At 38.3% G+C, this 15,782-nt stretch carries 13 protein-coding genes and 1 other RNA gene; 6 read left to right on the forward strand and 8 right to left on the reverse strand.

All coding sequences use genetic code 11. The features are described 5' to 3' along the window. The 3 genes from H4J75_RS11405 to rsmE all read right to left on the reverse strand — a co-directional run bounded on the left by H4J75_RS11405 (position 1) and on the right by rsmE (position 2,438). Positions 1-555 (reverse strand): YqgE/AlgH family protein, encoded by a 555-nt coding sequence (locus tag H4J75_RS11405; RefSeq protein ID WP_070374250.1) that lies wholly within the window; start codon positions 553-555, stop codon positions 1-3. A gap of 140 nt (positions 556-695) precedes the next feature. Next, the gene (gene gshB, locus H4J75_RS11410; RefSeq protein WP_070374249.1) at positions 696-1,652 is read right to left on the reverse strand and encodes a glutathione synthase; all 957 of its coding nucleotides are present in this window, start codon (positions 1,650-1,652) and stop codon (positions 696-698) included. A gap of 24 nt (positions 1,653-1,676) precedes the next feature. Beyond that, positions 1,677-2,438, reverse strand: coding sequence for a 16S rRNA (uracil(1498)-N(3))-methyltransferase (gene rsmE / locus H4J75_RS11415; RefSeq protein WP_182213953.1), 762 nt, complete (start codon positions 2,436-2,438; stop codon positions 1,677-1,679). A 239-nt stretch (positions 2,439-2,677) separates the two neighbouring features. On the opposite strand from rsmE, the gene H4J75_RS11420 reads away from it, so the two are divergent. From H4J75_RS11420 to H4J75_RS11430, 3 genes are all read left to right on the forward strand, one after another. After that, complete coding sequence (locus H4J75_RS11420) at positions 2,678-3,862, forward strand: efflux RND transporter periplasmic adaptor subunit (RefSeq protein WP_182222194.1); 1,185 nt, start codon at positions 2,678-2,680, stop codon at positions 3,860-3,862. Positions 3,863-3,872: 10 nt separating this feature from the next. After that, positions 3,873-6,980 carry an efflux RND transporter permease subunit gene (locus tag H4J75_RS11425; protein ID WP_182222195.1) on the forward strand — a complete coding sequence of 1,036 codons (3,108 nt, stop codon included), beginning with the start codon at positions 3,873-3,875 and terminating at the stop codon, positions 6,978-6,980. A 248-nt stretch (positions 6,981-7,228) separates the two neighbouring features. Next, a complete protein-coding gene (locus H4J75_RS11430) occupies positions 7,229-8,209 on the forward strand; it encodes a rhodanese-related sulfurtransferase (protein WP_182213947.1) in 981 nt (326 codons plus the stop codon). A gap of 91 nt (positions 8,210-8,300) precedes the next feature. Here H4J75_RS11430 and metK read toward each other — a convergent pair whose 3' ends face one another. The 5 genes from metK to zapA form a co-directional block, all read right to left on the reverse strand. Next, positions 8,301-9,488: a methionine adenosyltransferase gene (metK, locus tag H4J75_RS11435; RefSeq protein WP_182213945.1), complete on the reverse strand. Its 1,188-nt coding sequence runs from the start codon at positions 9,486-9,488 to the stop codon at positions 8,301-8,303. A 130-nt stretch (positions 9,489-9,618) separates the two neighbouring features. After that, positions 9,619-10,467: a glutamate racemase gene (gene murI / locus H4J75_RS11440; RefSeq protein ID WP_220465299.1), complete on the reverse strand. Its 849-nt coding sequence runs from the start codon at positions 10,465-10,467 to the stop codon at positions 9,619-9,621. Positions 10,468-10,570: 103 nt separating this feature from the next. Continuing rightward, complete coding sequence (locus H4J75_RS11445; RefSeq protein ID WP_182222196.1) at positions 10,571-11,272, reverse strand: ABC transporter substrate-binding protein; 702 nt, start codon at positions 11,270-11,272, stop codon at positions 10,571-10,573. Positions 11,273-11,622: 350 nt separating this feature from the next. After that, positions 11,623-11,804: non-coding RNA, 6S RNA (gene ssrS, locus H4J75_RS11450), on the reverse strand. Positions 11,805-11,896: 92 nt separating this feature from the next. Further along, positions 11,897-12,205: a cell division protein ZapA gene (gene zapA / locus H4J75_RS11455; RefSeq protein ID WP_182222197.1), complete on the reverse strand. Its 309-nt coding sequence runs from the start codon at positions 12,203-12,205 to the stop codon at positions 11,897-11,899. A gap of 185 nt (positions 12,206-12,390) precedes the next feature. Between zapA and H4J75_RS11460 the strand changes: the two genes are divergently transcribed. The 3 genes from H4J75_RS11460 to ubiH all read left to right on the forward strand — a co-directional run bounded on the left by H4J75_RS11460 (position 12,391) and on the right by ubiH (position 15,755). Further along, on the forward strand, positions 12,391-12,960 hold the full coding sequence (locus H4J75_RS11460) for a UPF0149 family protein (protein WP_070374244.1): 570 nt from the start codon (positions 12,391-12,393) through the stop codon (positions 12,958-12,960). 14 nt (positions 12,961-12,974) lie between these two features. Continuing rightward, positions 12,975-14,342, forward strand: coding sequence for a Xaa-Pro aminopeptidase (gene pepP / locus H4J75_RS11465; RefSeq protein ID WP_182222198.1), 1,368 nt, complete (start codon positions 12,975-12,977; stop codon positions 14,340-14,342). Positions 14,343-14,531: 189 nt separating this feature from the next. Further along, on the forward strand, positions 14,532-15,755 hold the full coding sequence (gene ubiH / locus H4J75_RS11470; RefSeq protein ID WP_182222199.1) for a 2-octaprenyl-6-methoxyphenyl hydroxylase: 1,224 nt from the start codon (positions 14,532-14,534) through the stop codon (positions 15,753-15,755). Positions 15,756-15,782 lie beyond the last annotated feature (27 nt).

Raw genomic sequence — 15,782 nt, forward strand, 5'->3', positions numbered from 1 at the left:
TTAAGCATGGCCAATATCCGTAGATAAATGAGCCATATCAATACCTAGTTTTTCTGTGGCTTTTTTCCAGCGCTGCTCAATCGGTGTATTAAAAACAATATCACCATCAGCAGGGGTTAAAAGCCAGGCGTTAGTTTTTATTTCTTCTTCTAATTGACCCGGCCCCCAACCAGCATAACCTAAGGTAACCATATATTTTTCAGGCGCACCTTCTGTCCCTAACGCCATTAAAATATCTTTAGAGGTGGTGATCATGACCTCTTTACTTAGCGATAACGATTGTTTCCAGCAATCTTGTGGGCTATGTAGAACAAAACCTCGGTCTTGAGAAACAGGACCTCCGGTTAGCACTTGTTGACCTAACTCAGGTGCTTGTTCTTTTTTAGCATCTATCTGGATGAGCAATTCGTTTAAAGTCACGTTAACGGGTAAGTTAATAATAAGACCCATAGCGCCTTCTTCATTGTGCTCACAAATATAAGTTACAGTTTTATTAAAATAGGCATCGTCTAATGCAGGCATTGCAATTAATAGTTGATTTTCTAAGCTTTCCATACCATCACCTTTTACACTTTAAGTTTTAAAAAAACTCTATGTATCATTGTTTTTATAGAGGTATGGTGATCGTTTATTTTAAAGGATCACCGCTAGTAGAGACTCATAACTTTAAATGGTAAAAAATATAACTAAAATATTTATACTCTAGGACGAATATTTTCTTCTATTGCATCCATTAATTTTCCACTGATATTAATAGGATATGCAGCTTCAATTTCTCGGATACAGGTGGGACTGGTAACGTTAATTTCGGTAACTTTGTCACCAATAACATCTAACCCAACAAAGTATAGACCACGTTTCTTCAATTCTGGTGCAATAGTTTCAGCAATTAACCTATCGGTAGCACTAAGGGGTCTTGCTTCACCACGGCCACCGGCAGCTAGATTACCACGCGTTTCACCTTGTGCAGGGATACGTGCAAGGCAATAAGGCATAGGTTCACCGTTAACAATAAGAATACGTTTATCACCATCTTTAATTTCAGGCATGAATTCTTGCACCATGGCGTATTGATTACCGTGGTTGGTGAGTGTTTCTAATATAACACCAACATTAGCATCATTTTCTTTTATACGAAAAATTGACGCACCGCCCATGCCATCAAGTGGCTTAATAATAATGTCTTTTTCTTTTTGATGAAATTCACGAATTTTATCATTGTTACGTGTCACTAAGGTACGTGGTGTCAACTCTGCAAACCAAGCAGTGAAAAGTTTTTCGTTACAGTCACGCAAGCTTTGTGGTTTGTTTACAATTAATGTGCCTTCAACTTCTGCACGCTCAAGCATGTAGGTCGCGTAGATAAATTCGGTATCAAAAGGAGGATCTTTACGCATTAAAACCGCGTCAAGTTCTGAAACAGCTATGTCGTTTACTTCGTCTAGTTCATACCAATGTTGAGGATCGTCAAAAACCTTTAATTTTTGTGCTGTGGCACGGCATTGTCCTTGATCAAGGTATAAATCTTTCATTTCCATGTAATAAATTTCGTAACCGCGCTTTTGAGCTTCGAACATCATCGCCATAGATGAATCTTTCTTTACATTGACCTGTGAAATAGGGTCCATTACTACGCCAAGTTTAATTGTCATCTTTATTTCCTAATGTGTTCGTTACTAATTAATGTCGCCAAAGCGGCATTGCAATGCGGTAATTGCCGTTAATGCTGCCGTTTCTGTTCTTAATATTCTTGGTCCTAATAAAACATCAACAAAAGAGGCTTGATTGGCTCGTTTAATTTCATCATCACTTAAACCGCCTTCTGGACCAATAAGTAAACGCACTCGCTGATTTGAATCATTGATGTTTTTTTCAGGCAAATTCATTATTGAGTATTGCGCTTTTGGGTGTAAATTTAGTTTTAATGAAGCAGTTTGTTGAGTTAGCCATTCATCTAAATAAACAGCAGGCATAACAATAGGGACCGAACAACGGCCACTTTGTTCACAAGCACTGACCACTATTTTTTGCCATTGGTCTATTTTTTTCTGTAAGCGATCGCCGTTTAGCTTTACTCCGCAACGTTCGGTAAATAGCGGGGTAATGGTGTTAACACCCAGCTCAACCGATTTTTGTAAAGTAAAGTCCATTCGGTCGCCACGTGAAATACCTTGCCCTAAATGAATATTTAATGGTGATTCAACATTTTTTTCGCTGAACGATTTTATAATGACTTGGGCATTTTTTTTACTAACGTCGGTTATTTCAGCTTGATAATCGCCAAGTACACCTTGGTTTAATTCGCCATTAAAAAGGGTTAAATCATCACCACTTTTTAAACGCAGAACTCTTATGGTATGGCCAAAGGCATCTTCACTTAAAGTAATAGTGTCGCCAACAGAAAATGATTGTTGCTGAAAAATTCTAGGATTGCTCATTTTTATTAATATTTTTTATTATCTTATCAAGAAATATAAGGGCGACTTGCTCATATTTCAATTATGATTTTATAAAATAGCGTAAAAACGGCTATTTAAAAAAAGCAGAAGGCGTTTTCAATGTTTAAATACATTTTCAGACTGAATTAACTATCATCACATGTAATAATATATTTTTTAGCAATTTATTCTTAATAGTGGTTTTGTCACGTGCTGTTAGCACTAAACGGAGAACATAGATGTTCACAAAATATCAGCAAGCTTTTCAACCTATTTTATTTCGCGTTAGTCTTTTATCAGTGATGACTTTTACAGTGATAAGTTGTGGACAAGTAGAACAAGTTAAAATAGCAGCTCCTGCTCCTGCTGTTTCTGTTTATCAAATAAAGGTCAATGAAATTGGTAGTTACCGTGAATTTGTTGCTCGTTCAGTTGCGTCAAAAGAAGTTGACTTACGCGCTAGGGTTGAAGGTGAGTTAATCGATCGTAACTTTAGTGAAGGCTCTATTGTTGAAAAATCTCAAGTGTTACTTAATATTGATCCCGCGGCTTATCAAGTTTCTTTAGAGTCAGCAAAAGCCGATTTAGCCAGTAAAGTCGCTGGTGCTAATGGTGCTGCAAGAGACTTAAAACGTGGGCGTGAAGTCGCAGGGCAAGGTTATATTTCTCAATCTGATCTCGATAAATTAATAACTAATGATTCACAAGCAAGGGCATCAGTGCAGGTCGCCCAATCAACATTAGAAAACGCTGAGTTGAATTTAAGTTACACCGTTATTAAAGCGCCATTTTCAGGACGTATTGGCAAAGTAAATTATAGTATTGGCACGATTATCAGCCCAAGTAGTAACACACTGGCGACATTAACAGCAACAGATCCTATGTATGTCAGTTTTCAAGTAGAAGAAAGCGAATATGTTTCTTATTTACAAAAACATAAAAACACTCAAAAGCCTGAAGATTTATCGATTGATATTTCCTTACTTTTACCTAATAACACTCAATATAGTGAAAAGGGCCTGTTAACGTTTGCCGGAACAAAAATAGATCAAGGCATGGGAACGGTTGAATTACGCGCAATATTTAATAACCCTGATGGTATTATTGTGCCCGGTTTATTTCTTACTTTAATTATAGAAGGTAAGAAAAAAGAACAAATGGCCTTAGTGCCTCAGGTCGCTGTACAGGAAAGCCAACAAGGAAAATTTGTCCTTGTTGTTGGCGAAGATAATAAAGTTTCACAGCGTCTGGTTACTTTAGGGCGAAGAATTAATGCAATGTGGGTGGTTGAATCAGGTATTAACGCCAACGAGCAGGTTATTGTCGAAGGTTTACAAAAAGTCAGAAATGGTGTTGAAGTTAAACCCGTAGCTAAAAGTATTGATCCATTTACCGGTATTATTTCTGACTTTTTAGCCCAATAAGGGGACTGCTATGATCAGTAAAACGTTTATTCATCGCCCCAAGTTTGCCTTTGTTATTTCAATTGTTATCACCTTAGCAGGCCTCATTGCTATGGGCTTATTACCCGTTAATATGTACCCACAAATAACACCACCACAAGTGCAAATTACTGCGGTGTATCCAGGTGCGAGTGCGCAAGTTGTCGAAGAGTCAGTTATTCGTCCCATTGAAGAAAAAATCAATGGTGTCGAAGATATGATGTACATCGAATCAACCGCTTCAAATAATGGCTCAGCAACCATTACCGTGTTTTTTAAAGTCGGTATCGATGACAATATGGCACAGGTCAATGTGCAAAATCGTGTCGCATTGGCTCAAAGTGCATTGCCTTCAGAAGTAACACGCTTGGGGGTTACGGTTAAGAAAAAGTCTAGCTCGATGTTAATGGCGATCAATTTATTTTCAAAACAAGCTGAAATCGACCAATTGTTTTTAAGTAACTATGCGACTAATTCACTAACTGAACCGTTAGGACGTATCCCTGGCGTTGCTGAAGCCAGTGTGATGGGTGAAATGACTTACAGCATGCGTGCATGGTTAAGACCCGACCGTATGGCATCATTAGGGGTTACCGTTACCGAGGTAAAACAAGCCCTTCAAGAACAAAATTTAATTGTTGCTGCTGGCAAGTTAGGTGCAAGCCCGGCATTGCCTAACCAACAATTTGAGTACTCCATTCAAGCAAGAGGGCGCTTAAAAACGGTTGAAGAGTTCGGGCAAACCATTGTTCGTGCTCGCACAAACGGTAATTTTGTCCGTTTGTCCGATATTGCACGCTTAGAACTAGGATCGCAAAACTATGGTGTTCAAGCACGCTTAAATGGCAACGAAACTGCATTCTTAGTTATTTATCAATTACCTGGTGCAAATGCAACAGAAGTTGCTCGTTTGGTTAAACTGGAAATGGAAAAACTATCAACACGTTTTCCTGCAGGGCTTGAATACGCTATCCCTTACGATACCACTGAGTTTATCTTACGCTCTATTGACGAAGTGAAAGTGACTTTATTTCAGGCGATAGTCTTAGTAGTTTTAGTAGTGTTCTTATTTTTACAAAATTGGCGAGCAACACTTATTCCGACCATCGCGATACCTGTGTCATTAATAGGTACTTTTGCCTTTATGTTGGCCATGGGCTATTCGATTAACACTATCACTCTTTTTGGCTTAGTGCTGGCGATAGGTATAGTCGTTGACGATGCGATTATCGTTATTGAAAACGTAGAACGAATCCTTAAAGAAGAGCAACTTGAAATAAAAGCCGCTGTCACTAAGGCAATGGAACAAGTCTCAGGTCCTATTATAGCGACTACTTTGGTGTTACTAGCAGTATTTATTCCTGTGGCCTTTATGCCAGGTATTACCGGAGAACTGTACAAACAATTCTCGGTTACTATTTCATTTGCCGTTATCATTTCTTCTGTTAATGCCTTAACACTTAGCCCTGCACTTTGTACGGTGTTATTAAGTAAAGACAATATGAAGCCAATAAAATGGTTAATCCCCTTTGAACGGGGTATTAAGAAGATGACTGGAGGCTATACCACAGCGGTAAATTTTTTATTAAAACGCGCAGCTCGTGTTGGTATTATTGTTGGTGTTTTATTTATGGCAACAGGTTGGTTAACAACGTCGGTACCTTCGGGGTTTGTGCCAAGTGAAGACCAAGGTTATGTTTTTCTTAATATTCAATTACCAGATGCTGCATCGAGTAATAGAACACAAGCACTTATTGATAAAATAACGCCGATAATAAAAGCTGATCCTGCGGTGACTGATGTTATTACTGTTGCTGGTTTTTCATTATTAGGAGGAGCGGGTTCTAATAATGGTTTAGGCATTATTATGCTAAAAGATTGGGAGGACAGAACTGAACCAGAATTAGCGTTACGTGCTGTTATTCAACGTTTAATGGGGCAACTTTGGACCATACCAGACGCGCAAATCATGATATTTAATCCGCCGCCTATTCCTGGGCTAGGGTCAAGTTCGGGGTTTGAATTTAAATTACAAGATAGTGAAGGCAGAAGCCCAAGTGATTTGGCGCAAGTGATGAATGGTCTTATTTATGAAGCTAATCAGCGTCCTGAATTAAATCAAGTTTTTAGTACTTACCGCGCTAATGTTCCGCAATATTTTTTAGAGGTCGATCGAAATAAAGCCAAAGCCCAAGGTGTCGCTTTGTCTGATATTTTTATTACTTTACAAGCCCAACTTGGCTCAATGTATATTAACGATTTTAGCCAGTTTGGTCGTACTTATAGAGTAACTGTTCAAGCAGAAAAAGAGTTCCGCAAAGACCCGTCTGACTTACGTCACTATTTTGTCCGTAATCAAGAGGGTGAAATGGTGCCATTAACGACACTGGCTAAGTTAGAACCTATTTTAGGACCAACAAGTATCGGACACTTTAATTTATATCGTAGTGCTAACATTACTGGGCAAGCAGCGAGTGGTCATTCATCAGGTGAGGCAATAGCTATTATGGAAGAATTAGCTGGAAACTTACCTCAGGGCTATATTTTCGAATGGGCCGGGCAGTCTAAACAAGAAATTGAGGCAGGTAATTTAGCACCTGTTCTATTTGGCTTAGCATTGTTGTTTGTTTACTTATTTTTAGTGGCGCAATATGAAAGCTGGACCATACCATTCTCGGTTATCGCAGCGGTTCCCTTGGCATTGTTTGGTTCAATGTTAACGCTGTATATCTTGGGCATGGAGAATAACATTTATGCTCAGGTGGGGTTAGTGCTACTCATCGGCTTATCGACTAAAACCGCGATTCTTATTGTTGAATTTGCCATGGAACTTAGAGCCGCAGGTAAAAGTATTATGGAAGCCGCGCTTGATGCCGCAAAATTAAGATTTAGAGCCGTATTAATGACTGCACTCTCTTTTGTGTTAGGTGTAATTCCTTTGGTTATGTCTTCGGGGGCAGGCGCTAGTAGCCGGATATTCTTGGGCGTTACCGTACTATCAGGTATGTTAGCTGCTACTATATTGGGTACTTTACTTGTGCCATATTTCTATATGATTATTCAAAGGTTGCGCGAAAAACTTAAAGGCTCACCGAGTTAACGAGTTTTTATTGAAATACTTTGCCTTTTAAAAGACTTTTCACTGTGGTGTTAAGTCTTTTTTTAGCTCTAAATAATACGATAAACAACAACTTTATAATTAAGGCGAGCGACAGGGTACTTTATCTAAATAAGCGCTTTTGATAGAATGCGCATCTTTCGACTAACATCGCTAGTAGCAGGTGTTGGTTTTATATTAATCTACAGCTCCGGATTTACGTTCTGGCTGGCTCAATGGGTATTATTACTATGCAAAATATTACTGTCTGTGCACTTTATAAATTTGTGCGCTTAGAAAACTTCGAACAACTTAAATCACCTTTATTAAGCGTTATGTTAGAAAACGAGATCAAAGGTACGTTATTACTCGCTAACGAAGGTATTAACGGTACGGTTGCAGGTACAAAAGCCAGTATCGATCTGCTTTTAGCTCATTTAGAGACGGATGAACGTTTAATTAATGTTTCTCATAAATATTCATATGCTGATGAAAACCCTTTTCAACGTAGCAAAGTAAAATTAAAAAAAGAAATTGTTACTATGGGTGTTGAAGGCATTGACCCATTATTAACCGTTGGTACTTATGTGAAACCAAAAGACTGGAATGCGCTTATTTCAGATCCAGAAGTTTTATTGATTGATACGCGTAACGATTATGAAATTGAAATTGGTACCTTTAAAAACGCCGTTAACCCTAAGACTGAAACGTTCCGTGAATTTCCAGAATATGTTGCCCAACATTTAGATAAAAATAAGCACAAAAAAGTGGCTATGTATTGTACTGGTGGTATTCGTTGCGAAAAATCAACAGCTTACTTGAAAGAGCAAGGCTTCGAAGACGTTTACCACCTTGAGGGAGGTGTGCTTAAATATTTAGAAGAAGTTGAACAAGAGAATTCAATGTGGGAAGGCGAATGTTTTGTTTTTGATGGCCGTGTTGCCGTTGGACATGGTTTAGAGCAAGGCCAGTACGACCAATGTTTTGCTTGTCGTTACCCGATAACAAGCGAAGAAATGCAAAGCGAACACTATGTTAAAGGTGTGAGTTGTCATCGTTGTTATGACAAGTATACCGACGAGCAGCGTAGTGGTTTCGCTGAGCGTGAGCGTCAAATAAATTTAGCGAACCAACGAGGTGAAAAGCATATTGGTGGCAATGTTCAAGATGTTATCGAACAGCGACGAAAAGATAAAGTTGCCAGCAAAAAAGCACAGTCGACTAAGTCGTGATGAGCTAGGTTGCTATTTACCCTTTGAACATAAAAAAAGCGACTTATTAAGTCGCTTTTTTATTAGGAGCCTTGATGTTTAGTCGTTAAAACTAAAAACCAGCAGCTTTTCTAAGTGCGTCAGCTTTATCAGTTCTTTCCCACGTAAATGCAGTAAAAGTATCATCACCAACAGTGACTTCAACAGGTTCACGACCAAAATGTCCGTAAGCTGCTGTCATCTGATACATAGGGTGCAACAAATCAAGCATCTTAGTAATGCCGTAAGGTCGTAAATCAAAATGTGCTCTTACCAATTCAATTAATTTTGCTTCAGAGACTTTACCGGTACCAAAGGTTTCAATTGAAATTGACGTTGGCTCAGCAATACCAATGGCATAAGAAATTTGAATTTCACAACGGTCAGCTAAACCAGCCGCAACGATGTTTTTTGCTACATAACGACCAGCATAAGCAGCACTGCGATCAACTTTTGATGGATCTTTTCCTGAGAAAGCACCACCACCATGACGAGCCATGCCGCCATAGGTATCAACAATAATTTTACGACCCGTTAAACCACAATCACCTACCGGACCACCAATAACAAAACGGCCAGTAGGATTAATAAAATATTTAGTATCTTTAGTTAATAACTCGGCAGGTAACACAGCTTTGATAATATTTTCCATCACAGCTTCGTGCAAATCTTCTTGAGAAATCTCTGGATTATGTTGAGTTGATAAAACAACCGCGTCAATCGCTACTGGCTTATTATCTTCATAAATAAAAGTGACTTGAGATTTAGCATCAGGACGCAACCAAGGTAAGACCCCTGATTTACGGACTTCAGCTTGACGCTCTACTAAACGATGAGAATAAAATATTGGCGCAGGCATTAACGTTTCAGTTTCATTGGTCGCATAACCAAACATTAATCCCTGGTCACCAGCACCTTGATCTTCAGGGTTTGCTCGGTCAACACCTTGGGCAATCTCAGGTGATTGCTGGCCAATTAAATTCATAATGCCACAAGTTTCACCATCAAAACCAACGTCAGACGAAGTATAGCCAATATTACTGATAACATTACGGGTAATCGCTTCTAGATCAACCCATGCCGTGGTAGAAACTTCACCTGAAATAATAGCTACACCAGTTTTCACCATAGTTTCACAAGCGACACGAGCATTCTTATCTTTAGCGATAATAGCATCAAGTACCGCATCAGAAATTTGATCGGCGATTTTATCCGGATGACCTTCAGAAACTGATTCAGAAGTGAAAAATTGAGTAGACATATAACCTCAGAAAAATGTAATAGTTTAAAATATTTTCGAATTGGAGTTATTCTAACTGCAAGATTAACTATTTTCTAGTTTTTTTACGCCTAGATGGCTAAACGGCTAAAAATAATTATTAATTGTTCATTTATAGAGCAGGAAATTGCTGAAGGGTAACATTCTGACCAAAAAGTACTGACATCAATTTGGCTTGTTGCTGAGATACCTTAGAGCTAAAAAAGTGTTGTTGTGAAATAGATTGAGTACTTGCCAATAATCCTTGGTTTGCCAGTTGCCGAGTAAGTTGATCCGTTACGGGCTGAGCGGTTTCCATGATGGTAATTTTATCACCAACAATTCTTTGTATAAGCGAACGAACAAAGGGGTAATGTGTACAACCTAAGACTAAGGTATCTATATTACTTTGCACAAGAGGTTGCAAAAAAGTATGCAGTATTTCAAGGCACTGTTCACTTTCATGAAGGCCTTGCTCGATAAGCTCTACTAAGCCAGGGCATGGCTGAATATAAATTTCAGCGCCATTTTTATGCTTATTCACTAAAGACAGAAACCGAGTATTTATTGCGGTTGCCCCTGTTACTAACAAGGCTACCTTCTTTGTTTTACTGTGCAACGCAGCGGGTTTTATTGCTGGTTCAACGCCAATAATTGGAATTGAAACCCTTAAACGCAGTTGATCGATAGCGCTAACTGTTGCGGTATTACAGGCAACAACAATGGCTTTTACCTGTTGGCTAATCAACCAGTCAGCAATTTTATTTACCCGTTCAATAATTTCTGCTGACGACTTATCGCCATAAGGTGCAAATTGACTATCAGCCACATAAATAAGATTTTCATTGGGTAAATGCTGATGGATACACTTAGCAATCGACAAACCACCAATGCCAGAGTCAAAAATACCGATCGCTGGTGTGTCAGCATAAACTTGCCCTTGTGGTTTTTTTGATTTGTTGGCTAGATGATTTTGGGTCATGTTGTCTATTGTTATTAACTAACTGATAAAATTCGTCTTTGTTATATTGATTTTTTAGATAAAAGTAAAGCGCACTAGTCATTATTTACTAAGTATGTAGCGTTTACTGCACTTGCCACTTATTTCTCAGTTTGTCTAAAGTGCCATTTTTCTCTATTATTTTATAAGCGTTGGTATATTTAGTGACAATCTTTTTATCGCTATTTAGACTAAAAGCAAAATATAAGTCATGATTAACGACTGAGAGAGGTATAATTTTTTTTAGTCTACTTACCTCTAAATTTAATTTACTCGCTCGCGCCACTAAGGTGCTCTTTGTCCCCGTTATAAAATCAACTCTATTAAGGTAGAGCATCTGTAAGCTTTGCTCTGGTGAAACGACAGTATAAATAAAGGGGTAGTCTTCTTGCTGAAAATATTGAGCGGTACTTGACGAATTAGTGACCGCCAATTTATATTTTTTAAGTTGCTCTATATCAGTGACGGGTGTTTTAAATTTTTCTTGTAAACACCAAGCATAAATATCTTCTCTCATTAATTTACCGCCCCAAATAAATAGATTTTCTCGAACTTTGGTGCGAGATAGTGAAAAGATAAGAGTATTGGGTTGGTTAAGTGCTGTTTTATAAGCTCGAGCCCAAGGGAATACTTGTAAATCAATTTCATCACCGGTAATTTTGAATATTTCCTGCATGACTTCTACGGAGAATCCACTTAGCGCAGTATTCTCTTGATAGAATTGGTAGGGCGGTAATATCTCAGTAACAACAAGTTGCTTAGCGATACTTGATGAAGTATTCAGCATTAGCAACAGCATTACACAGAGGTATTTTATAGGCATATAAACAAGTAAGCTAATTAATAATAATAAGTGTATTAAGTATATAGTAACTTAGCCTTTTATTCTTTATTTTACCCTTAACATTATGACTAATATTTGATAAGTCGGGTGTTGTTAGATGCTGCGCGGAGGTATCAGGTCTAAGCCTAATATGTTTAAACCTAATATGTCTAATATGATTATAAAAAGGATGCTTCGAAGGTGCTGCAGTCGACTTTAGTCCTGAATACTGGGTGTTGTTAGGTGCTGCGCGGAGGTATCAGGTTTAAGCCTAATATGTTTAAACCTGCTATGTCTAATATGATTTTAAAAAGGATGCTTCCAAGGTGCCGCAGTCGACTTTAGTCCTGAACACCGGGTGTTCAGGGCGGAGGTATCATTTCAACCGTAGGCTTCCCGATACGAGCCGGGCTTGCACAATAGTTAATAATCAACTTCCTTAGTTAAAACTTATCGGCTCAGGGACATAGTTAACATACAAACACCCCAGAAGACGAAATTAGTATAGCTAATTTTTCAAAGCGATTTAAGTGTTTTTTTGTAACTTAAGTTTGTTTGTTTTTTTAGTGAACAGAGGTTGCTGAAAAATCAGGCTTTCTTGAGGTATTCGGAAATTACAGCTTGTTTGATAGTCGCTTGTAGTAAATCAATTTTACTTTGCATCGCAGCACGTTCATCGATAATTTCTTTACGAGCAGCTAATAAATCATTAGATAAGTTAAGTGCAGTCATTACTAGTGATTGTTCAGGTGTCTTTATAGAACAAGTTTTACTGTCTATTAGCAAACGTTGGTTTAACTCTTCAGCGGCTAATAGTAAAGACGACTCTTGCCCGCTAGGACATGAAATCTTCAGTCTTCTATTAGCAACTTCAATGGTAACCGAGTGTTGACTCATAACAGGCTTATTCTCACAAAAACATCTTAATTAATAGTAATATATACATATCTGAGCACTATAGCGATGAGCAGTACACTATGCAAGCGTTCTCTAGGGTTTTCTCCTTTTAATCTCTAGCATCATAAAAGCGTGAATGTTACGATACCTTGCATTAACTCACGCATTTTATTGATGATTAAAACATGTCCAACGAAACCTCTTTAGACTTTGCCTCAGTGCAAGCAATTCTTACAACAGAAAGTATTACCGTCCATGGCGCTGAATTACATGGGGTATTAACTGGCTTAGTTTGTGCCGGTTTTACCTTTGAAAGTGAGGACTATATCGTGATGATTAATGACTTGTTTAACAACGGCGAAGGTTTACCTCGTGCCGTTAAGTCGTTGGTCAAATCAATGTTTGCAAAAGTTTGGCATGACATTATTGATGACTCTTATGGTTTTCAATTAACGTTACCAGATGATGACGATAGTATAGTTGAACGTGGCCATGCCTTAAGTGTTTGGGTACAAGGCTTCAATTTAGGATTCGGCCTACAACAAAAAAACAAAGCGGTATTATCAGAAGACGTTAAAGAAGTCCTTATTGATTTTGCTGAAATCTCTAATTTGTCTGACGAAATGGAAGAAGACGAAGATACCGAGCAAGCCTATTTTGAAATAGCTGAATATGTCAGAATTTCTGCTTTATTGTGTTTTACTGAGCTCGGCTCACCGCCAGAAAGTAAAAGCGCAGAAGATACTGTCCACTAAAAAAAGATCAAGTCATGAATACATCAACTTTAGTTAAAAATACTTTATTACCTTTGGCCGAATTCATCCAACGTCGTGCTCAATTTTTTGCTTCGATGCCAGAAAATTCTATTGCGATATTTTCCGCTGCACAAGAAGTCACGCGTAGCAACGATACCGAATATGCTTTTTGCCAAGATAAAAGTTTTTATTATCTAACGGGATATAACGAACCTGATGCTGTTTTAGTGCTGACTAAATCTGCTGATAAGGGAGAAGAAAATCAACAAAGTATTTTATTTAACCTTGAGAAAGATGCCCTTCAAGAAGTCTGGCACGGTAGGCGTGTAGGACAAACGTTAGCGGTAGAGCATTATGGTGTAGATGAATGTTTTCCACTAACCGAAATAGATCAATACCTCCCTGATTATATTGCGGATAAAAGTCACTTGTTGTTTTGCCAAGGAAAAAGTACCCGCTTAGATAGCCAAATATATGCATGGTTGTCAGCGGTTAAAGCGCAAAGCCGCCTTGGCGTAAAAGCACCGACACTATTGGTTGATTGTCGAAATATTATTGAAGAAATGCGTTTAATCAAAAGTGCCGGCGAACTCGATATTATGCGTCAAGTAAATATTATTAGCGGTGAGGCTCATGCCAGAGCGATGAAGCAGTCAGCGATTGGTAAATTTGAATACCAATTAGAAGCGGAAATATTGCATGAATTTGCCAGTAATGGTGCAAGGCACCCAGCTTATGGCAGTATCGTTGCCTGTGGTGATAATGGCAATATTTTACATTACACTAACAATGATGACGTACTGAAAAATAATGAATTGGTGTTGATTGACGCCGGTGGTGAACTTAGCGGCTATGCGGCTGACATTACTCGCACCTTTCCTGCAAATGGCAAGTTCACATTAGCACAACGAGAAGTCTATCAACTCGTGCTAGATGCACAGAACTTAGCGATTGATGCAATAAAGCCACACGCAACCTTTGCCGAGCTTAATGTTTTAGTGAATAACTTCCTAACTTCAGGTTTACATCGTTTAGGTATATTGTCTGGGAATTTAGCTCTGTTAATCGAGGACAAAGCCTGTAAAAAGTATTTTATTCATGGTTTAGGGCACTGGTTGGGTTTAGATGTTCATGACGTTGGTGATTATCAGTCAAATGATAAACGCGAGCAATGTCGAGCGTTTGAACAAGGTATGGTGATGACCATAGAGCCGGGCATTTATATTCCACTTGATGATTATAGTGTTGATAAAAAATGGCGCGGTATAGCAATAAGAATTGAAGATAATATAGCAGTAACTGATCAAGGTCATGAAAACTTAACGGTAAATGCGCCAAAATCAATTGCTGAAATTGAACAACTAATGACTGCGAATAATTAACTGACTTTTTTATCGTCAATTCACATTGCCATATGAACTTGTCATCATAGATTTACGTATTTAAATTCAGGCAGCAATCATTAATCAATGTTTTATTTCACAGTTCAATGATGAATTGGCAATGAACTTAGCATTTCACTTTAACGCTTTATCTTAAGCGACTGTATTAAATAGCTAAAAAAAGTAACTATGAAAAAAGAATTCGATATCGTAATTTCTGGTGGTGGTTTATCTGGTGCATTAATGGCACTGAGTTTGATCGACTGCAAAAAACAACAGGGTCAGCCACTGTCTATTGCCATTGTTGAAGCTAATCCGGTATTAGAAGATCCAAGATTAACTTTTGACGATCGTGTGTTAGCGCTTTCACATGGCACAGCAACCTATTTAGAACGTTTAGGCGTTTGGCAACAATTAAAGCATCTAGCCGAGCCTATTAAAAATATTCATATCTCTGATCGAGGCTTCTACGGTAAAGCTCGACTTTATGCTGAGCATCATCAAGTTAATGCACTCGGCTTTGTTGTTGAAATGTCATTGCTTGGGCAAGCATTATTAAGCAGTTTAAAAGAGAAAAACAAAATAACAGGTAATATCACTTGGTTCACTCCCGATAAAATAACCGATATTACTTGGCAAAAAGAGCAGGTTGAACTGACGCTTAATTCAACAGCAAAGCTTAGCGCGAAATTACTATTAGCCTGTGATGGTGTTCATTCAGCCTGTCGAAAATTTGCTAACATTGCTGTGCAAGAGTCTCACTACGGTCAATCGGCACTTATTACCAATGTAAGTACGGCGATTGCCCACAACAATTTGGCTTTTGAACGCTTTACTGATACTGGTCCTATTGCGATGTTACCACTGTCAAAACAGGGGAGCGCAACAAGTGATAGTCGTTGTTCTTTGGTATGGACATTACCGCCTGAACAAGCAGATAAAATGCTAGCACTTAGCGATAAACAATTCCAAGATGAACTTGAAAATGCTTTTGGTAGTTGGCTTGGCGCAATAACCCAAGTGGGTAAGCGCGATGTTTATTCGCTTAAATTATTAATGGCAGATGAACAGGTTTTTCATCGGATGGCACTTATTGGTAATGCTTCTCACACTATTCACCCTATTGCCGGACAAGGTTTTAATTTGGGTGTAAGAGATGTTAAGCAAATGGTGGAGCTGATCAAAGTAGCCTTAAATAACAATCAAGACATTGGACAATTTTCTCTGTTAAGTCATTATGCCTCGCAACGAAAGTTAGATCATCAGCAAGTCATTGGTTTAACCGATTCGTTAGTGACACTTTTTTCAAATAAATTGCCCCCTTTAGTTATAGGTCGTAATGTTGGTTTGAAAGTCATGAATTATTTATCACCATTAAAAAGTCGCCTCGTTAGAAAAACGATGGGTTATTAAGGGTGAAACCAAGGTAACTAAAAATAC

Origin of the sequence: Colwellia sp. BRX10-1 (genome assembly GCF_014077545.1) — a bacterium.
GTDB lineage: Bacteria > Pseudomonadota > Gammaproteobacteria > Enterobacterales > Alteromonadaceae > Colwellia_A.